Origin of the sequence: Massilia aurea, assembly GCF_024753205.1 — a bacterium.
GTDB lineage: Bacteria > Pseudomonadota > Gammaproteobacteria > Burkholderiales > Burkholderiaceae_D > Telluria > Telluria aurea.
The window spans coordinates 551,295-570,817 of record NZ_JANUGZ010000001.1; the positions used below are offsets into that span (position 1 = coordinate 551,295).

The window sequence follows — 19,523 nt, forward strand, 5'->3', positions numbered from 1 at the left end:
TCAGATCTTGTCAGTGCTGATCTTGAAGGTCCGCTTGGCGATATTGGCGCGCGTACCGGGGCCATACCACTTGACGAACAGGTTTTCGGCCGCGCCATTGGCTTCGAGCTCGCGCAGCGCCTGGTCGACGACCGTCTTGAGGCCCGCCTCGCCCTTGCGCAAGCCGAGCGCGATCGGCTCGACGCCGATCGATTGCGGCAGGATCACGAAGTCTTTCGCGGCCGGGCCCAGTTTGCCGTAGTCGGCCAGCAGCGACGACTCGTCATTGACGTAGGCTGCGCCCTTGCCCTGGCGCAGTGCCTGGAACGCTTGCTGGGTATTCTCGAAGGTGACGATGCTGGCCGTTGGCACGGCCTTCTTCATATTGGTTTCCTGGGTGCCGCCGCGGACCGTGACGACCTTCTTGCCCGCAAGTTGCGGCAGCGCCGTGATGCCACTGCTCTTGCGCACCATGACCTTCGAACCGGTGACGAAGTGCGTCAGCGCGAAGTCGACCTGCGCTTCGCGCTCCTTGTTGTGCGTGAGCGTGGCGGCAAGGATGTCGACGTGGCCCTGCTGCAGCTCGGGGATGCGGGCCGACACGGCCAGCTGCTTGAACACCGGCTTGACGCCGATTTTCTTGGCCACGGCGGTGGCGACGTCGATCTCGTAGCCCACCAGTTGGCGCGTCTTCGGGTCGATGAAGCTGTTCGGCTCATCGGTGCCAAGCACCCCGAACACGATCTGGCCTTTTTTCTTGATGTCGGCCAGCTGGTCGGCTTGGGCCATACCCATGGTAAGCGAACTACCCAGCGCAACGGCGCACAGGATGAGGGAACGGCGGTTGATCATGCAAAAATCTCCAGCAACAATATTCGATGATCGAAGTATAGAACAAACAGTTATATGGAAAAACGAATTATTCGCCATAAGATAATACTGTTTCGCATATATGAACCAATCCAAGCCCGATGAGGCGTGCGACTGATCCCACGCAATATTGTCATAATGACCCGTCACAAATGCGGAACACCCCATGCTGCTCGCCACCTACAACGTCAACAGTATCAACAGCAGGCTGGACGCCCTCTTGCACTATCTCGAGGAGCGCCAGCCCGACGTCGTGTGCCTGCAAGAACTCAAGGCGCCGCAGGAGAAATTCCCGATCGCGGCGATCGAGGCGGCCGGCTACCACGCGCTGTGGCATGGCCAGAAAAGCTGGAATGGCGTCGCGATCGTCACGCGGGAGCCGGCGCAGGAAGTGCAGCGCGGCCTGCCGGGCGACGACGCCGACGAGCAAAGCCGCTACCTCGAGGTGGCGTACCAGGGCATCCTGATCGCCTGCCTGTACCTGCCAAACGGGAACCCGGCGCCTGGCCCCAAATACGATTACAAGCTGGCCTGGATGGAGCGCCTGCGCCTGCGCGGCCTCGAGCTGCTGGCCGCCGGCGTGCCGGCCGTGCTGGCCGGCGACTTCAATGTGATTCCGACCGAGCGCGATGTCTACAAGCCAGAACGCTGGGTCGACGACGCGCTGTTCCGCGACGAGACCCGCGCTGCGTTCGGGCGCCTGATGGAACAGGGCTGGCTCGATTCGCTGCGCGCACTGCATCCGGACGAGACGATCTATACATTCTGGGATTACTTTCGCAACGCGTTCGGGCGCGACGCCGGCCTGCGCATCGACCACCTGCTGCTCAGCCCTGCGCTGGCGCCGGCACTCAAGGCGGCCGGCGTGGACAAATTCATGCGCGGACGCGAAAAGCCCAGCGACCACACGCCGACCTGGATCGAGCTCGACCTGAGCAAAATTCCGAACAAATCCGCCTGACCCAATTCACGACGGCGCCCCCATCCATGCGCCGCGACCACCACCATAAGGAATCCTCATGAAAAAACTGCTCATTCTCGCCGCCGCCCTCGCCCTGCCGATCGGCGCGCAAGCTGTCTCGATGCCAGGCTTTTGCGCCAAGGGCATCGGCTCGGCCGAAGCCAAGGTCTGCGGCCATCCCGGCTCCGCCGAATCGGAAGGCCTGATCTACGCGATGTACCGCGCAGCGCTGGAAAAAATCGATGCTGGCGCCGGCAAGACGCTGCAGGAACAGCACACCAAGTGGTGGGACGGCGTCAAGCAGTGCGCCGATGCCAAGGACATGACCACCTGCATCAACAATGCCTACGGCACCCGCGCCATGCAGCTGCAGACGGCCTACAAGGTCACCAAGGCCAAGGGCCCGGTGAAGTACACCTGCAGCGACAAGAGCAAGATCACTGCGTTCTTCCTCGAAACCACGCCAGCGTCGATGGTCGCAGCGCGCAACAAGGAACACGTGCTGCTGCGCGGCGAGCCAAGCGACAACGGCGTCGCCTACGGCAACCGCGGCGAACAGTTCAAGGAACAGAATGGCAAGGTCACCATCAAGTGGGGCGAGAACGCCAAGGAACTGAGCTGCAAGAAGGCGTGATGAGCGCTTGACCCCGCGCTGCGGGATGCTTGACGAAGGGCGAACATGCGCTATGCTGTTCGCCCTTTCTTCATCTCGCCGCCACCATGCTTTCGCCCGAACAGCTTTTCGGCTTTCTTGCCGCCGCCATCCTGATCACGCTCTCTCCCGGCCCCGACAACCTGATGGTGCTCAGCACCGGCATCGCCAAGGGGCGCCTGCGCGGCATGGCCTTCGGGCTTGGCTGCGCCTTCGGCTGCCTGAGTCACACGCTTCTGGCCGTCGTTGGCGTGAGTGCGCTGATCGCGGCGTCGCCGACGGCGTTCACGGCGCTCAAGATCGCCGGTGGCCTGTACCTGATCTGGATGGGCTGGGGCGCGATTCGCAGCCGTGGCGGCGCGCGCGTCTCTGGTGAGGGCTTATCGAACGAACCGGCGCGGCGCCTGTTCGCCAAAGGCCTGGTGGCTGCGGCGATCAATCCGAAAGTGGTGCTGTTTTTTCTGTCGTTCCTGCCGCAATTTGTCGTTGCGGCGCGCGGCGACGCCAATCTGCAGATCGGCGTGCTGGGGCTGGTCTTCACGCTGCAGGCGGCCGTGATCTTTGGCCTGCTAGGCTACTTCTCGGGCACGATCGGCGGTTGGCTCAATCGCACCCCCACGGCCGGCATGTGGCTCGACCGGATCGCGGGGGCGGTGTTCATCGGACTGGGGCTGCGCTTGATCGTGGCCCGGTAGTCACTGCATCGTTATGCCGACGGCTCGTGGATCGGGCAGCGGTTGAACTCCGAACGGAATTCGCGCGACGTGGCCATCACCTGGCGCCGCGCGCGGTTGACTGACCCGAGCGGGCGGTGTTCGACGAGGCAGTTCCACTGGTCGTAGGCGATTTCATCTTCCAGCTTTTCCAGCGACGCATCCCAGCTTGTTTGCGGTTCGAGGCGCACGCGCGCCACGGCGATGAACGGGCTCAGTTCCTGTGGCCATTCGACCGAGGCATCCTCGATCGGCATCTTCTCGACATCGACGTTCAGCTGCACGCGCAGCTCCCACTCGCCACCCTGCGACGCGAAGTGCGAGCCGATTGCGTGACGCTGGGCGTCGTCTTCGGTCTTGATCGATGCGCCATCGAGCGCCAGCAGTTCAGGCGCGACGGGCGCCAGCGACAGCTTGGCCATGTACTGGCCGTACAGGTACGGCGTCTGGCTGAAGTAGGTTTCGCCCAGCGGATGGTGCTGCGGCTCGCCGCCCAGCGCCTTGAGCATGCCGCTCTCGCCACCGACCGCTTCCAGTGCATTTTCAGCGGTGCGCAGCACGGCCGAGATGATCTTCTTGCCGGTTTCCGATGCGTTGGTCGTCGCTGCCAGCATCTTCACGCTCTTGAGGAACCCTTGTGGATCGGGCGCCGAAAACACCGGGCCATTCACCATCAGGAAGTCCTGCGAGTTGCCGCTCTTGGCCGAGTCGAAGCGCTCACCCGGCACGTTCAGCACTTTCATCGCCACGGCGCGGTGGGTGGAGACGCCATCCGGCAGCTGCTCCGCCGGTGGCGACGACCATCGCAGCAGCACGTCATAGGTGCCGGCCTTGCCGAACAGGCCCTGGGCCAGTTGCGGCGGCAGGTTGTCCAGCACGGTCAGCTTGCCGCGCACCAGGGCGTGGCCCTTGGCGTGCACGGCGCGGCTGGCGTGGCCTTCGGCATCCGCCACCTTCTTGGCCATATTGGCAAACACGGTTTGCAGCGCGTGGATGGTCTCGGATTCGTCGAGGCCGACGTGTTCGAACTCGCTGCGAAACACGAGGGGATTGGCTGGTGCGGTGGTCGTCATTGGGGGCTCCTGAAATGAAGCCTCCAATGTAGCGAACTTCGCCCATGCGCGATGTTCGCCAGACCACCATTCCGACTACGCGCCATTACAGCGTGACCACCACCTGTGCCGCCTGGCTCGCCTTCGCCGCAACCGGCACTTCCAGCAGATGCTGCTGGGCGTTGAACACGAAGCGCACAGCGCGCCCGTCCACCGTCACCGCCCGCGGTTTGGCCGCGACGTTGTGTACCTTCAGCGAAAAGCCCCGTGGGACGGCGGTCATGGCCTTGCCGGTTTCGGTGGCAAAGCCGATCTCGAGGCGCCCTTTGCCGTCGGCCTCACCCAACTTGCTGGTGAAGCGCACGATCTCGTACTTGCCCGCCGCGAAAGCACCGGCCGTCTCGCCATCGTCGTCATACAGCTTGCCGCTCGAGGTCTTGACCGAGGCATCGTGGTAGTAGTGCAGATCGATCTGACGGCCCGTGTAGTCGCGCGTGGTCTGCACCACCTTCGCCATCGGCACGAACGCGCCGGCGCGCACGTATACGGGGATATTGGCGTCAACCGGCCGCACGGTTTCGAGGATGCCGCCCTTGTGCGCCTGGCCCGTATGGAAGTCGAACCACACGCTGCCCGTGGTCGGGAAGTACACCTCGGCGCGCGTGGCGCCCGGCTTGACGATCGGCGTGACGAGGAAATCCGGGCCCCACAGATAGGTCGACGAGCGCTCGATCGGCTGGGCCGGATCGGTCTCGACGAACATCAGGGGGCGCATCAACGGCATGCCGGTCTGCTGGTTGTCGAACGCGATCGTGTAGTTATACGGCAGCATCGCGTAGCGCAGCCATACCGCTTCGCGCGCCAGCACCTTGGTGCGTTCCGAGCGCAGCACGGGTTCGGACGCCACCGCCTCTTGCGCATGCGGGCGGAAGATTGGCTGGAACACGCCGTACTGCAGCCAGCGCACGTAAAGTTCATCGTCGAGCACCGCGCCGGCAAAGCCGCCCAGGTCCGAGTGCATGTACGCCAGGCCCTGCATGCCCATCTGCAGCGAGATTTCCATCTGCGACTGCAGGCCACCCCAGCTGCGGCTGACGTCACCCGACCACGGGATCATGCCGAAGCGCTGCGAGCCCGAGTAACCGGCGCGCATCAGGATGAATGGGCGCTCGGCCGGGAATTCACGCTGATAACCTTCGGCGATCAGGCGCGCCCAGTCGTGGCCATAGACGTTGTGGACCTGGTCGGCCGTTCCGGTGCCGTGCACCAGGTTCGACGGATGCAGTTCCGGCTCGCCCAGGTCGCCCCACCAGCCCGTGACGCCGCCCTTCTTCAGGTCGCGGTAGATGTTCCACCACCAGTCGCGCCCTTCCTTTTTGTACAGGTCGATCAGGCCCGTGTTACCGAAGTAGAAGTCATACGTGGCCGGCTTGCCGGCGCCGTCCAGCGCCAGCACCTTCTTGTCGACGGCTTCCTGCCAGCGCTTGGACGTGGTCAGCACGAACGGTTCGGTGATGACGACCGTCTTGACGCCCTTGGCCTTGAAGTCGGCCATCATTTTTTCGGCGTGCGGGAACGTGTCGCGGTCCCAGTCCATATTGCCCATCGTGCCCTGCACCGTCTTGCCGAACCAGTACAGATCGAGCACGACGGCGTCGAGCGGAATCTTCTCTTGCGCGAACTTGTCGACGATGGCGCGTGTCTCGGCCTCGGTCTTGTAGCCGAAGCGGCTGGCGAAGTTACCAAAAGCCCAGCGCGGTGGCAGCGGCTGGCGGCCCGTCAGGTCGGTGTAGCCGGTCATGACAGCGTCCCAGGTGTCGCCCGCAACGACCTGGTACGTCTTGCGCCCGCCGATGACTTCATAGCGCAGCGTGCCGTCCTTGCGGCTGTCGAAATCGAGCCAGCCGACCTGCGGATTGTCGAAGTGGATCGCGTATTTTTTCGACGACAGCGCCACCGGAATCGTGAAGTTGAGGAGCTCGGAACGTTCGGCGTAGCCATAGTCGGCCTTGTTGTACAGGCGCAGGCGGTTGCCGCGCCGGTTCATGCCGAGCGCACGCGCCCCGCCGCCATACAGCGCCTCGCCGTCGTCAAGCCCGAATTCGATGGTGTCCATGCCGTCGACGCGGCCAAAGCCGCGCTTTTCGGCCACCAGCGGTTTGCCCTTGTACGTATACGCGATGCGAAACGGCTTGCGCTCGATCGTGACCGCGATGCCGTCAGTGGCATACGTGATGCGCGCGCCGTCGTCCTTGAAGCTGGCCGGCGCCTGGACCGGGGCCAGGATCACCGCGTGCGAAGCGGGGTCCAGCTGTTCGCCGTTCGGGATGAAGGTGGTTTCGACGATCGCGCTCGAATATGGCTTGATCAGGTAGCGCCCGTCGGCCGTCGCGATCTCGAGCGTGTTGCCGTTCTGCGTGACGCTCTTGAACTGGCGCTCGGCGTTCTGTGCGAACGCGAACGTGCTGGTGGCCAGTGGGAGTGCGGTGATGCACAGGGCAAGGCGGGCGATCGTGGCTGTTGTCATGGCGTGGTTGTCGTTATGTCAGGTTGTGCGGCTGCAGCCGAAGCATGACAGATTTCGAGTATCACCAACAGCCTTGCCCTACATGAAACCTGAAGACCGTTCGCTGCCTGGCCGGTACCGGGCCCACGAGAGGTGTCAGCACCATGCGCGCCGACCGGGCTGCACGCTTCATCCGGATGGCATAGAATCGTCGGATTTTGCGCGCCGGCCTGACCGGGGCGCAGTCGCAGAGGACTTGTATGGACACGACACTCGGGCGCCCGGTCAGCCAGACCCGCTCATTCGCCACGATCGCGCTGATCGAGTTGTGGGAGCGCTTCGGCTACTACGGCATGCAGGCGCTGATCGTCTACTTCATGGTGCAGCGCCTGGGGTTCGACGACACCCGCGCCACGCTAGTATGGGGCGCGGCCGCTGCCCTGATCTACGTCGCGCCGGCGATCGGCGGCTGGATCGGCGACAAGGTGCTCGGCACGCGCCGCTCGATGGTGATTGGCGCCATCATCCTGTCGCTCGGCTACGCGCTGATGGGCATCCCGACGACCAATACCTGGCTGACCTTTTCGGCGCTGGGCGTGATCGTCGTCGGTAACGGCCTGTTCAAGCCCAATACCGCCAACCTGGTGCGCAAGATCTACGAGGGCAACGACTCGAAGATCGACAGCGCCTTCACCATCTACTACATGGCGGTCAACGTCGGCTCGACGGTGTCGATGCTGGCCACGCCGGCGATCAAGGACCACGTCAACGCCAACTACGCCGGTGAACTGGGCTGGCACGTGGCGTTCGCATTCTGCAGCGTCGGCCTGTGGGTGGGCCTGATCACGGTGGGGCTGCTACGCCGCACGATCGGGCATATCGGCTCACCGCCGGACAACTTGCCGCTCAATTGGGGCAAGCTCGCGCTGGTGCTGGGCGGCGGCGTGCTGGCCGTGATCGCATCCGCCTTCATCCTCGAATACGGCTGGCTCGCGCGCCTGTTCGTGTATCTGGCCGGGCTGGTCGTGCTGGGCATCTTTATCCACCTGATCCGCACCAGCCAGGCCAGCGAACGCTCTGGCCTCGTCGCCGCGCTCGTGCTGACGCTGCAGACGGTGTTCTTCTTCATCTTCTACCAGCAGATGTCGACGTCGCTGTCGCTGTTCGCGCTGCGGAACGTCGACCTGGACTTCAGCCTGTTCGGCAACCACCTGTTCACCTGGTCGCCGGCGCAGTTCCAGGCGCTCAACGCCATCTGGATCATGCTGCTCAGCCCCGTGCTGGCCTGGGTCTACACGCGCGCCAGCAATGCCGGGCGCGATTTGTCGATTGCCGCCAAGTTTGCGCTGGGCTTTGCCGTCGTCGCGGCGGGCTTCTTCACGTACGGCTTCGCTGGCGCCTTCGCGGTCAACGGCCTGACGTCGTCGTGGATCATGATCGCGGGCTACGGCCTGTATTCGCTGGGCGAACTCCTGGTGAGCGGCCTCGGACTGGCGATGATCGCGCGTTACGTGCCGGCGCGGATGGGCGGCTTCATGATGGGCGCCTACTTCGTGGCGGTGGGCATTTCGCAATACCTGGGCGGCCTGGTGGCCACGATGGCCAGCGTGCCGCAAGGGATGACTGACCCGCTGCAAACGCTGCCGATCTACACGAGCCTGTTCAACAAGCTGGGCCTGGCCGCCATCGCCTGCACGCTGATCGCGCTGGCCGCACTGCCGCTGATGCGCCGCCTGACGGCCGAGCACCACACGCACCGCTAGGGTTCTTGTAAGATGGCCGGATTGCTTCTTTTCCGATCCGGCCATCATGTCTTCCAATTCCCTCGACACCAACCTGCAGGTCGCACAGCGCGTGCACGCCATCGAACCGTTTCGCGTCATGGAGATGGTCAAGGCCGCCGCGCTTTTGCGGCGCGCGGGCCACGCCATCATCAGCATGAGCGTCGGCGAGCCCGATTTTACGGCGCCCGACATCGTCGCCGATGCAGCCGTGGCCGCGATCCGTGGCGGCGTCACGCAATACACCGAGTCGCTCGGACTGCCCGAGCTGCGCGCTGCGATTTCTGGCCACTACGCCGCGACGCAGGGCCTGGACATCGATCCGCGCCGCATCGTCATCACTGCCGGTGCCTCGGCCGGCCTGCTGCTGGCCTGCGCCGCGCTGGTCGGCCAGGGCGACGAGGTCCTGATGCCCGACCCCTCTTACCCGTGCAACCGCCATTTCGTGACCAGCTTCGGCGGCACGCCGATCCTGGTGCCGGCCTCGTTCGAGGACCGCTACCAGCTCGGCGCGCACCATGTACACGAGCGCTGGACGGCGCGCACGCGCGGCGTGCTGGTGGCCTCGCCCTCCAACCCCACGGGCACGTCGATGACCCCGGCGCAGCTGCGCGACATGCTGGCCGCCGTGCGCGCACGGGGCGGCTTTGCCATCGTCGACGAGATCTACCAGGGACTGTCGTACGACCACGTGCCCGTCAGCGCGCTGGCGCTGGACCCGGATGTGATCACCGTGAACAGCTTCTCGAAATACTTCAACATGACCGGCTGGCGCCTGGGCTGGCTCGTGGTGCCCGACAGCCTGGTACCCGTGTTCGAGAAGCTGGCCCAGAACCTGTTCATCTGCGCGCCGACGATCGCCCAGCATGCGGCGCTGGCCTGCTTCCAGCCCGAAGCGCTGGCGATCTTCGAAGCGCGCCGCCAGGAATTCCAGCGCCGCCGCGACTATCTGGTGCCGGCCTTGCGCGAGCTCGGGTTCGGGGTGCCCGTAATGCCCGACGGCGCGTTCTACGTGTACGCCGACATCACCGCGCTCGATCATCCGCTGCGCGGCGACAGCGCGGCGCTGAGCATGGCGCTGCTCAATGACGCGCACGTGGCGATCGTGCCGGGGGACGATTTCGGCGTGGCCGCACCGGCGCGGCATGTCCGTTTTTCGTATGCGACGAAGTATGAGCGGATCGAGGAAGCGGTGGCGCGGCTGGCGCGTGAGCTGCAGCGCTGAACGCCCGGGACCATTGGAGTCAATCGCTGCGACCACGTTGTCAAGATGGGCTCGAGACTGCCGTTCTCGAAATAAACGGATCACATCCAGCTTAAATGATATTAAAGAATTGAGATCAGCTCGCCCTTTCTGTCTCGCAAGAATAATTCTTCTTAAGAGCGATTGTTGACGCCAGTAAGCACCTTGATCTTCCGTCAACGATATAGATGAGCAAAACAAACCGGAAAATGGATTGCTGAAATTATTTGAGAGTATTTGACTTGGCAGACGACCTATACTTGCGAGTCTCCCCCTCGCCAAATACGACATGAAAAAACTAATTTTCTTCACAACTACTATTCTTGCAACGAGCATGGCGGTTGCACTCCCCTACCAGATCACTCGAGAAGCTGAACTTGTGTCTGGCGGTACGAATGTTGCGGAACCAGGCACGAGCACTAATCAAGTGGTCACGCGCACGACGGATGGCATATACACTTGGTGGGTAACAGAAACCCAATCAATGCAACCAGGTTCTTACACAGTGTACGCAAGGATAGCCTTGGCGCCCGGCGTAACAACTCCGAGGAACTTCGGATTTGGCGCTTATTATAATGAAGTCAATATCTCAACTCAACAAACGCTCATAAGCAATAAAGCCTACAAGTGGGTTATCGTCGGCAGCGTTGATTTAAAGGAAGTTGGCAAGCAACTAAGAATATCCGACTGGTCTGCAGCGGGTCTCGCAGTGGACAAAGTAGCAATATTAAAGGATATTTCTATCGAGGCTGAGGCTGCTGCAGGTGGCACTGTTATAACTGATCTCAATGCATCCAATCAAAAGGCAGTGACTTCCACAACAGTAGGAAATTATGTCTGGTGGCTTCCAGCGACTAACGACATGCGATCCGGCGATTACACGGTTCACGCCTCACTTTCTTCCGCAGATGGCGCATCTCATGCATTCGGCGGACATATCGTCTTGAATGGGAATGAAACCCCTGTTGTCACACGTGTAGTAAGCAATACCGGCTATCAGTGGTACCCATTAAATAATTTCGTCTACACCGGCCCTAGCCAGTCCGTGCGATTCAGCGACTACTCGGATGCAAAGTTGAAGGTCGATCGTATTAAATTAGTCCGGTCTACTCCCTACGATGAAAATTCGACGCTGCAATCGTTGTTTGCGGGCGGTCGTACTGCATTGGGCGATCGAGAACAGGTAATCTGGCGTGGATCACTGACAGATCGAAAACTGAAAGATCCGGGGCGAGTTGCTGTCGTACAGGTTAATGCGAATACCGTGTACGCTTACTTCCGACAAGAAATAGATTGGCGACAAGGACAGACCAAAACCGAAAACAAGTTTGATCTGTTCATGGCAGTATCCAACGACGGGGGGAGAAACTTTACTGTCTCTCCAACACCGATTATTACTAGAGCTGGGACTGGACTAGACGTTCTTGTGGACCCGAGTGTTGTCAGACGCCCAGACGGCTATTACATGGTGTTCGAGGGCGGTGGGAACGGGTGTACCTGGACATCACGATCTGCGTTTTCAGCTGATGGCGTCAACAACTGGCAATTCCGCAATACCCCTGTTTGCACAACAAACTATGATATTAGCGGCAGTGTGCCAAATTATTTTGTTGACGTCGAGAATGGGAATCAATATCTCCAATGGGTAAGCGTTGACACTGTTTCCCTTATTGCCCTGCAGTATCAGGCGACCATTAGTAGCCTTTGGACGGGAACATTGAACTTTTCAAACACCTCCGCGATGCAGCCTTATGCTTTACCGCGCTCATCGCCTGGGCAGTGGGACTATATCAATTCCGGTTCAGGTTCGGTCATGTACGAGGACGGCCACTATTATCGGGTTTACGAAGGGGCCACAAGCAGTGAATGCAAAGGCCAATGGGGGCTAGGGATTATGCGAACTGCTACCCCAAGTACATTATCCAGCTGGACTCGATCAAGTCACGGGCCGTATTTGCAGGCTGCTAAAGCAGATAATTGCTGGATGCAATATCCTGTGCTTGCAAAGATCAATGGCTCGACCTTCCTTTACTATAATTACGGTATTGAAAATTGGGTTGATGAGCAGACTGGCAACTACAATACGCTCGCCACATACCGCCACAAGTTAATCCAAAACTAGACTTCTTCCGGTTTATTCCAGCTTGCAGCCAACCAAGCGACAAGCTGGTTTACGCGACGCTGAGCATTGCGCTGCTCAATGACGCGCATGTGGCGATGGTACCGGGCGACGATTTCTGCGTAGCAGCACGATGTCGGCATGTGCGTTTTTCGCATGCGACAAAGTATGCGCAGATCGAGGAAGCCGTGGCACGGCTGGTACGGAAGCTACATGGCTGACCTCTCGTTACCAGTGGTGCAGCGCCGACCGCAGTTTTCCGGTTGTAGCGTTCGATGCCTGCCTTGCAGCACCGTCGCCGTCAACCCTCGGACACCGGCGCTTCTGCGACCAGGTCGATGAAGGCACGCAGCGGCGCCGGCATGCGCCTGCTCGGGAAATACAGCTTGGGGCCATCGAAGCGTTGCCACCACGTTGGCAGGACAGGCTCAAGACTGCCGTTTTCGAAATACGGATCGAGCCAGTTCCTGAAAGTGCAGATCAATCCATGCCCGGCGCGCGCCAGTTCGATACCGGCAGCGGCTGCATCGACACCGATGATCAACCGGCTCGCCGGATCGACGGTGATTTTTTCGCCGCCGCGCTCGAAGTCCCAGGCAGTGAGCGCGCCGCTGGCAAAGCGCAGACGCACGCACTGGTGCGCCATGACGTCGCGGGGATGCGCGGGGTGGCCATGCGCCCGCAGATACGATGGCGCCGCAGCCAGCGCCAGCTCCTGGTAGCGGGGACCGATGGGCACCGCAATCATGTCCTTCGCAAGATGTTCGGGATAGCGGATGCCGGCAGCACAACCCTGGGCAATCGTATCGGTCAGCCGGTCGTTCACGACCAGTTCGACGCGTACTGCAGGGTGCGCGGCAAGAAAGCGATCGATCAACGGCGGCAGTATGTCGACCATGACCGAACCGGCCACATTCAGCTTCAGTAGCCCGGTCACCGACGTCGACGCGGTGCTGATCTCCTGCAAGGCGGCGCGCGTCTGGGACAACAAGGGGCTCAGGCGGGCTTCCAGTTCGCGCCCTGCTTCGGTTGGCGTGACGCTGCGCGTGTTTCGGGTCAGGAGGGGCAAGCCAAGCTGCTTTTCCAGACGCGTGATGGTGTCGCTGACATTCGACGGCGCCAGTCCCAGCCGTTTGGCGGCGGCCCGGAATCCCTTCGCATCGCACACCGCAATAAACACGGAAAGATCGTCCAGGGATGGCTCACGATTGTTCTTCATGGCGATCAGTCTATTCTGAAACCACCGTCTTATCAAACTGGCTAAGCGCTACTACACTGGTTTGTGCCGAATACGACCGGTCACCAGACGGCGAACGCCGGCGTTCAGTGATCGCTGGAGCGAACGTGGAAATAGCGTCGTCCGACTGGTTAATCCGTTTTCGAACCTTTTGAAAGAACCCCATGCCAGCATCCCACGACGCCATGTCGACCAACCCAACGAGCCCGTTCACTTCATGGCGAGGCGACCACGTCGGACTGCGCGTGCCGGACTTCGATACCGCTGCAGCCTGGTACACCGGCACGCTCGATTTCCGCCTGATCCGCACGATGGCACTGGGTGAAAAGACACTGGCTTTTCTCGCACCTGCTTTTGACGACAGTTTTCGCATCGAGTTGATTGCCGGTCCCGGCTGCGCGCCGCGTCCCGCGTACGACCAGCTGATCGATACCCATGCGGTCGCCGGATGGCACCATCTGTGCCTGCGCGTCGAGGATGTCGATGCCGCGATCGGTGAACTGAAACGTCGTGACGTGAGGATTGTCAGCGAACCGCGGGACGCCCCCGGTCTCGCACTGCGGTTTGCGTTTTTCAGCGATCCATGGGGCAATCTGATCGAACTAACGCAGCCGCTTCTGAACATTACAGCTATAAATTAACCCGAGTTTCCGGGTCAGGGCATGGGTTCCTTCGCTCTGACAAATATCCGTTACCTCGTATTTTCCAGCATCTTGTTTCGAGGTGAGACTGAAGAAACTACAAGCCAGCCGATAAAGGAAATGCCACGCTGAAATCCAATAAAACACATCATATACAGCAGCCACTGTGAAGCCGTGTACGGATGCTCGATGCCTGCGCTGCGCAAGACATACAGTGTCAGGATTGCTGCAAGCGCGCCAATCGGTAGCGAATACCACCATTGTCTTTCAAGTTTCGATGTCATGTTCGATGTGGAAGTTCGCGGTAAATTTGGTGGTGATTGCCATGTTCGTGTGTCTGTATCCGGACATGAACCGGCAATGCAAACAGCAAGCGTCAATGGTTGCTCAGGCTGCAGTCGCTTCGAGTACTTGCGCGCATTGTCAACCGGCTGGGCTGAGCATAGCCGAGAGCCGTGGCCAACTTAGTCTCAGAATGTCACCGAGAGCGCAATTAAATCCAGAGCAACTCCCTGCCGGCCAAACCATCGAAGCGTTGAAACATAACCGGTCCAGAATCGGTACAAAACCGATCGGGTAAAACGTCAAGGCGTAACAAGTGCCTTATCCGCGAAGTGCCGTGGGCGAATACAAGCCGACAGCAATGCCACCCCCGCAAATGCAGCGAGCGCAACACCGGCGCCCCACCCGCTCAACAATGCGCCAAACAATGGCGATCCCGCGCTCTGGCCCGATGCGAGGATCAAAAATGGCATACCCAGCCCCAGGTCGGGCCGATCCGGAAGCAGCCGGATGCCCTGGATCAGAAACGCGCCGGACGACGTGATATATGAAGCGCCGAATAGCGCCACGCTGATAAAGGCGAATGCCACCGAGATCGACGTGAAGGACAGGCCAATCATCCCCGCCGCCATCCCGGCCAAAGAAATCCAATGAACCCGCACGAGGCCGAACCGCTGCACGAAAACGCCCGTCATCGCGCCGGCGACGCCGGCCAGACCAAGCGCCACCCAGATCCAGGAGATATCGGTTTGCGTGAAGTTGAATTCATAGCGCAGCAGGCTGCCGCCGAACGTCCAGATCGCGGTACTCGACAAGGCCATCAAAAAGCTGCCGGTGCAGAGCGCCAGCATGCCGGGGCGCTTGAAGATGGCGAATGAGATGGCGAATGACATCGGCTCGCTCGCGGTGCGTTCGTGCGTCGCTGGCACGGCATACAACATCCACACCGCGACTGCGCCACTGATGACAGAAAACAGGATATACAGTTCACGCCAGCCACCGAATGCGAGCAGGCTCGCCAGGCCTGACAATACGATGCCCGCTGCGGTGCCCGCATTGATGATGGCGTTGGCCTTCGGCCGGTGGGCATCGTCAAATTGCAATGACACCGCCGTCGCCAGTGGCGGCGAGGTCAGGCCGGTACTCAGGCCTGCCAGCGCAACGCCCAGTCCCAGGACTACCCCGCTCGTGGACAACGTGATGATGACCATGCCGATGGTCGACGCCAATCCGGCGCCAACGGCAATCGCCCGTGGCGAGCACGCACGGTTCAACGCGAAGGTGATGCACACGCCAATGCAATACGCGACGAACGCGCTGCTGCCGATCCAGCCCGTGGTGCCGATGTCGAGGGATAGCTCAGAGCGTATCTGCGGCAGCAGCAGCCCGAAGGCAAAGCGCGCCAGCCCGTACGAGACGGCAGTGAGCGCGAAAGCCGCTGCCAACAGGTTGACGTTATGCTTCACTGCGCTTGCCCCCATGGGCCATCAGCGATGCGGCGGCAGCCCTGGCAGCACCAATTACCGCCGTGTTATCCAGACTGGCGATGGCCGTGGCGCCTTCGAACAGGATCCAGATCTGGGAAGACAACAGCGGATCGTCATGCCCCAGCGCGTGCTTGACGCGCCTTGTAATCTCCTTGAAAAACGCGGCTTTTTGCCCGCGCACCAAGGCCACGATGTCATCGTTGGCGCCCCGGTACTCATTGCCAGCACGCAGCAGCAGGCAGCCCGAAGCACCAAACTCATTCGACCATTGTTCGAGCGTATCGAACAGCGATTCGACGGTACCGATCGCTGCATCGTCGTGCTGCAGGAGCGCCATGAACGCCGCATGCCGCGATTCGAGCGCTGCGATGACCAACCCGTCACGCGAACCGAAGTGCTTGTACAGGGTACGAGTCGAGGCGCCGACGCTGGCGCCGATGTGATCGACGCCGATGCCGCGCAAGCCTTCCCGCGCGAACAGCTGCGCTGCGGATGCTGCCATATCAGTTTTCTTGTCCATGGCCCGAGTGTACAACGATCGTTGTACATATCAAGCGTGCAGAGTCTGCACGTGATTCGTCTCATGATGCATGGAGAGTGAAGTCTATTTACGCTGAGGCGGCAGACACGCCAGCCAGCGCCTCGACGAGCGTGGCCGGCGATACCGGTTTGATCAGGTAGCGATCGAAGCCGGCAGCCAGCGCTCGCGCGCGGTCACTCGGTTGGCCATAGCCCGACAGCGCCACCGTCAGCGGGCGCGGGTCCGGTTGCGCGGCGCGCAGGCGCGTCATCAGTTCCAGGCCATCGATGCCGGGCAAGCCGATGTCGCAGACGATGGCGTCGAACCGTCCTTCAAGCGCCAGCGCCAGGCCGGCGTGCCCCTCGGCCGCGATCTCGACCTGGTGGCCCTCGAGCTCGAGCAGCATGCGCAGCACGTCGGCGGCGTCGCCATTGTCTTCGATGACCAGGATGCGGCGCGTGGCGCTGGCCGTATGCACTGGCGCAGCGGTGGGGGCACGCGGGGCATCGGCCGACGATTGCGGCAGCCTCACGGTGAAGGTGCTGCCGTGCCCCGGGCCGTCGCTGCCGGCAGTCACGCTGCCGCCGTGCATGCTCACCAGATTGCGCACGACGTTCAGGCCCACGCCTAGTCCGCCCTCGGAGCGGGCCAGCGTGCGCGGTCCCTGCGTGAACAGCTCGAACGCGCGCCCGATGGTCTCATCCGACATACCGGCGCCGTTGTCGGCAATCGTGACCGCGATGCCGTCGTCGCAGCGCACACTGACCGTGACCTGGCCGCCATCCTGCGTGTACTTCGAGGCGTTGTTGAGAAGATTGGTGAAGACCTGCGTCAGGCGCACGCGGTCGCCGTCGACGACGGGATCGCGCCTGTCGTGGGCGATCGTCAGACGCTGACTGCGCTCGCGCACGCGCGGCATGATCGTCTCGGCTGCGTGTTCGAGCACTTCGGCCAGGCGCAGCGGCTCGATCGACAGCGTGATCTTGCCACTGCTCAGGCGCGCCGCGTCGAGCAGGTCGTCCAGCAGGCGCGCCATGTGATCAACCTGGCGCTGGATGACGGCCGTGAGGCGACCCAGCGGTAACGACGCAACGGGGCCGCGCTCGAGCAAGCCCGCCGATACGCTGATCGGCACCAGCGGGTTGCGCAGTTCGTGCGCCAGCATGGCCAGGAATTCGTTCTGGCGCCGGTTGGTGTCTTCGGCGTCGTCGCGCGACGTCTGCGCGTCGACCGCCGCCAGCACCAGGTGTTCGTTGGCTTCGCGCAGGCTCAAGGCCAGCGTGGTGCTGACATCGAGCTCGCGCCGCAGCCGCGCATTTTCGCGTTCGAGCTGCGCAAGGTGGCCGTCGTGCGTGGCTGGCTCGTTACCTGGAAGCACCGGCATGGGAGTCATTCAGGTGGCGCCGCGCGTGGTCGGCAACCCGTGCAGCACACCCTCGTGCGCGGTGCTGATCGCATCGATGTGGATGCCGGCATCGTCGATATGGAATTCGCGCAGGTCGTGACTGTGGCTGCTGCCGCGCACCTTGACCACCGAAATGAACCGGCGCAGCTGGCCGGCGCTTTCGCCAAAGCGCATCAGGACGATCGCATCGGTCAGGTAGGCCACCTCGGCCTGGCTGAAGCGCAGGTGGGTGAAGTCATCGTCCATTCCCATCGTGACCAGCACGGTGACGTTGCGCTTGGCCAGCGACGTGAGCATCTGGAACACGGTGGCGCGTAACTGGTTGCGCCCTTCCGGCGCCAGGTACAGCGACAGCTCGGACAGCGAATCGACCACCACCCGGCGCGCGCCGGTACGGTCGATCGCTTCATTGAGCGCCTCGAGCAGCTCGTCGACCGTCAGGTCGATCATCCGGCTTTCGAGCACCACCACGTCACCCGCGTCCACCATCGCGGCCAGTTCGGCATTGCGCAGGCGCGATGTGCCCTTCTCGAACGACAGGGCCACGCCCTTTTCGCCATGATGCACGCCCTCTTGCAGGAAGCGCGTGGCCAGAATGGTCTTGCCGCAGCCGCTGGGGCCGGTGACCATCAGTGAATGCCCCTGCGGCAGGCCGCCATGCAGCAGCACGTCGAGGTCGCGCGTGCCGGTCGGAATGCGCCTGTGATGGCGATCGGTCGGCGCGCCGTCGTGGTGGTCCTGCGCCAGTGGCGGCAGCATGCGTGGGTAGACGCGGATGCCGTCGCTGGTGATACGGAAGGTGTGCGAGCCGTTCATGTGGGCCTGGCCGCGCATCTTCACCACGCGCATCTTGCGCACCACCGAATTGTCGTCATGCACGGGTGTCAGCGAGATCATGCCATCGGCCACCGTCATGATCGGACTGGCTTCGACATCGCTGTTGGCGTATTCGCCGATCAGGAACGTGGTCGCTTGCCAGCTCGTCATGCGCGTGCCGAGATCCTGAATGAAGTGCTGCAGGTCGGCCACGCCTTCGTTGCCGCTGCGCGCCGTCTGCGCGACCGAGCGGAACGAATCGACGAACACAAGGCTCGGCGCGAAGTCTTCGACTTCTTTCATCACGCGCGCCAGCACGGTGCTGAAGTCGCCTGCGCGCAGGTCTTCGGCCAGATTCACGTAGCGCACCGCAGTGCCGACCTTCTGCATATCGAAGAAACTGTACTGCTGCTGGTAGCGCAGCATCTTCAGCGGCGGCTCGCCCAGCACGGTGAAGAACAGCGCGCGCCGCTCGGGCGTTGCGATCGAGAACATGATCTGGTGGGCGAGCGTGGTTTTGCCCGAACCTGGTGGCCCGGCGATCAGGTTGAACGAAAACTCGCTCAGCCCGCCTCCGAGCAGGACGTCGAGCCCTTGCACACCAGTGCTCAATTTCCCAAGTGATACTTTGTCGCTCATTACTTGTGCTCCTGTACTTTCTTCTCTTCTCCGTCAACCGTCGCGGCGTCGAGCAGGCGCCGCGCAAGTGCGTGCCCGATCAGCGACGCCAGCAAATCGGTAAACGTCTGGAGCAGGGCCGCGTGGGCCACTTGTGCGAGGTCCGGTGCGACGCTGGCGAGCATGTCGTCCAGCGCGTCGATTTGGGCGGCGCGGGTCTTGCACGGCGCAGTCGTGGCCAGCCATGTGTAATCGGGGCCGACAAGGCGCAGGGCCCGGCCGTACAGCGCGCAGAAACCGTTGTCGCCAATCAGCGGCCCCAATTGGTCGGCAAGGCGCCGCCAGGACTGAATGAGTAACAGGTGCTCAACAGAGCGGCCGGGATCACCCTTACTCGTCATCATGTCTGGATCGAAAAGCAATTGCGGCCGTTATCATCATGAAAGGTCCATGCACGCTGCGGTGCGGAGTCGTCGAACGCTTGCGTCGTGCGCTTGCCGGCATTAGGTTGGCAACATTATATCGTGGCTTTTCACAATTTCTCTTGAAAGTGTGAAGTAAATAAGGGGTAGAAAGCGACACGAACAGGCAGTCACTATCGCGTGTTTACGCAGTGGCGATGTCCCCGTCCAGAGTAGGCA

General features: G+C 61.8%; 17 protein-coding genes. 7 read left to right on the forward strand and 10 right to left on the reverse strand.

Annotated features, from left to right (window positions below; all coding sequences use genetic code 11):
• Positions 1-831 carry an ABC transporter substrate-binding protein gene (locus tag NX775_RS02245; protein WP_258834519.1) on the reverse strand — a complete coding sequence of 277 codons (831 nt, stop codon included), beginning with the start codon at positions 829-831 and terminating at the stop codon, positions 1-3.
• A 184-nt stretch (positions 832-1,015) separates the two neighbouring features.
• Here NX775_RS02245 and xth point away from each other — a divergent pair, with 184 nt between their 5' ends.
• The 3 genes from xth (at position 1,016) to NX775_RS02260 (ending at position 3,157) form a co-directional block, all read left to right on the forward strand.
• A complete protein-coding gene (xth, locus tag NX775_RS02250) occupies positions 1,016-1,810 on the forward strand; it encodes an exodeoxyribonuclease III (RefSeq protein WP_258834520.1) in 795 nt (264 codons plus the stop codon).
• Positions 1,811-1,868: 58 nt separating this feature from the next.
• Positions 1,869-2,444: an MliC family protein gene (locus NX775_RS02255; RefSeq protein WP_258834521.1), complete on the forward strand. Its 576-nt coding sequence runs from the start codon at positions 1,869-1,871 to the stop codon at positions 2,442-2,444.
• Between the two features lie 86 nt (positions 2,445-2,530).
• The gene (locus NX775_RS02260) at positions 2,531-3,157 is read left to right on the forward strand and encodes a LysE family translocator (RefSeq protein ID WP_258834522.1); all 627 of its coding nucleotides are present in this window, start codon (positions 2,531-2,533) and stop codon (positions 3,155-3,157) included.
• 11 nt (positions 3,158-3,168) lie between these two features.
• Here the strand turns inward: NX775_RS02260 and NX775_RS02265 are convergent, their stop codons facing one another.
• Both NX775_RS02265 and NX775_RS02270 read right to left on the reverse strand, forming a co-directional pair.
• The gene (locus tag NX775_RS02265) at positions 3,169-4,248 is read right to left on the reverse strand and encodes a catalase family protein (protein ID WP_258834523.1); all 1,080 of its coding nucleotides are present in this window, start codon (positions 4,246-4,248) and stop codon (positions 3,169-3,171) included.
• A gap of 85 nt (positions 4,249-4,333) precedes the next feature.
• The gene (locus NX775_RS02270) at positions 4,334-6,754 is read right to left on the reverse strand and encodes a glycoside hydrolase family 31 protein (protein WP_258834524.1); all 2,421 of its coding nucleotides are present in this window, start codon (positions 6,752-6,754) and stop codon (positions 4,334-4,336) included.
• A 239-nt stretch (positions 6,755-6,993) separates the two neighbouring features.
• Here NX775_RS02270 and NX775_RS02275 point away from each other — a divergent pair, with 239 nt between their 5' ends.
• From NX775_RS02275 to NX775_RS02285, 3 genes are all read left to right on the forward strand, one after another.
• Positions 6,994-8,496, forward strand: a complete 1,503-nt coding sequence (locus NX775_RS02275; protein ID WP_258834525.1) for a peptide MFS transporter — start codon at positions 6,994-6,996, stop codon at positions 8,494-8,496.
• A gap of 46 nt (positions 8,497-8,542) precedes the next feature.
• Positions 8,543-9,739, forward strand: coding sequence for a pyridoxal phosphate-dependent aminotransferase (locus NX775_RS02280; protein ID WP_258834526.1), 1,197 nt, complete (start codon positions 8,543-8,545; stop codon positions 9,737-9,739).
• 307 nt (positions 9,740-10,046) lie between these two features.
• Positions 10,047-11,879, forward strand: a complete 1,833-nt coding sequence (locus NX775_RS02285) for a glycoside hydrolase family protein (RefSeq protein ID WP_258834527.1) — start codon at positions 10,047-10,049, stop codon at positions 11,877-11,879.
• 298 nt (positions 11,880-12,177) lie between these two features.
• Here the strand turns inward: NX775_RS02285 and NX775_RS02290 are convergent, their stop codons facing one another.
• The gene (locus NX775_RS02290; protein ID WP_258834528.1) at positions 12,178-13,095 is read right to left on the reverse strand and encodes a LysR family transcriptional regulator; all 918 of its coding nucleotides are present in this window, start codon (positions 13,093-13,095) and stop codon (positions 12,178-12,180) included.
• A 182-nt stretch (positions 13,096-13,277) separates the two neighbouring features.
• On the opposite strand from NX775_RS02290, the gene NX775_RS02295 reads away from it, so the two are divergent.
• On the forward strand, positions 13,278-13,754 hold the full coding sequence (locus tag NX775_RS02295; protein WP_258834529.1) for a VOC family protein: 477 nt from the start codon (positions 13,278-13,280) through the stop codon (positions 13,752-13,754).
• 50 nt (positions 13,755-13,804) lie between these two features.
• Here the strand turns inward: NX775_RS02295 and NX775_RS02300 are convergent, their stop codons facing one another.
• The 6 genes from NX775_RS02300 to NX775_RS02325 all read right to left on the reverse strand — a co-directional run bounded on the left by NX775_RS02300 (position 13,805) and on the right by NX775_RS02325 (position 19,286).
• Positions 13,805-14,038, reverse strand: coding sequence for a hypothetical protein (locus NX775_RS02300; RefSeq protein WP_258834530.1), 234 nt, complete (start codon positions 14,036-14,038; stop codon positions 13,805-13,807).
• Between the two features lie 300 nt (positions 14,039-14,338).
• Positions 14,339-15,502: an MFS transporter gene (locus NX775_RS02305; protein ID WP_258834531.1), complete on the reverse strand. Its 1,164-nt coding sequence runs from the start codon at positions 15,500-15,502 to the stop codon at positions 14,339-14,341.
• Positions 15,492-16,025, reverse strand: a complete 534-nt coding sequence (locus NX775_RS02310) for a TetR/AcrR family transcriptional regulator (RefSeq protein ID WP_258834532.1) — start codon at positions 16,023-16,025, stop codon at positions 15,492-15,494. Before NX775_RS02310 ends, NX775_RS02305 begins: the two co-directional genes overlap by 11 nt.
• Positions 16,026-16,131: 106 nt before the next feature.
• Entirely contained in the window at positions 16,132-17,427 is a 1,296-nt protein-coding gene (locus tag NX775_RS02315) for a hybrid sensor histidine kinase/response regulator (RefSeq protein WP_258834533.1), read from the reverse strand.
• Positions 17,428-17,436: 9 nt separating this feature from the next.
• Complete coding sequence (locus NX775_RS02320; protein ID WP_258834534.1) at positions 17,437-18,903, reverse strand: ATPase domain-containing protein; 1,467 nt, start codon at positions 18,901-18,903, stop codon at positions 17,437-17,439.
• Complete coding sequence (locus NX775_RS02325) at positions 18,903-19,286, reverse strand: hypothetical protein (RefSeq protein ID WP_183553022.1); 384 nt, start codon at positions 19,284-19,286, stop codon at positions 18,903-18,905. Before NX775_RS02325 ends, NX775_RS02320 begins: the two co-directional genes overlap by 1 nt.
• Positions 19,287-19,523 lie beyond the last annotated feature (237 nt).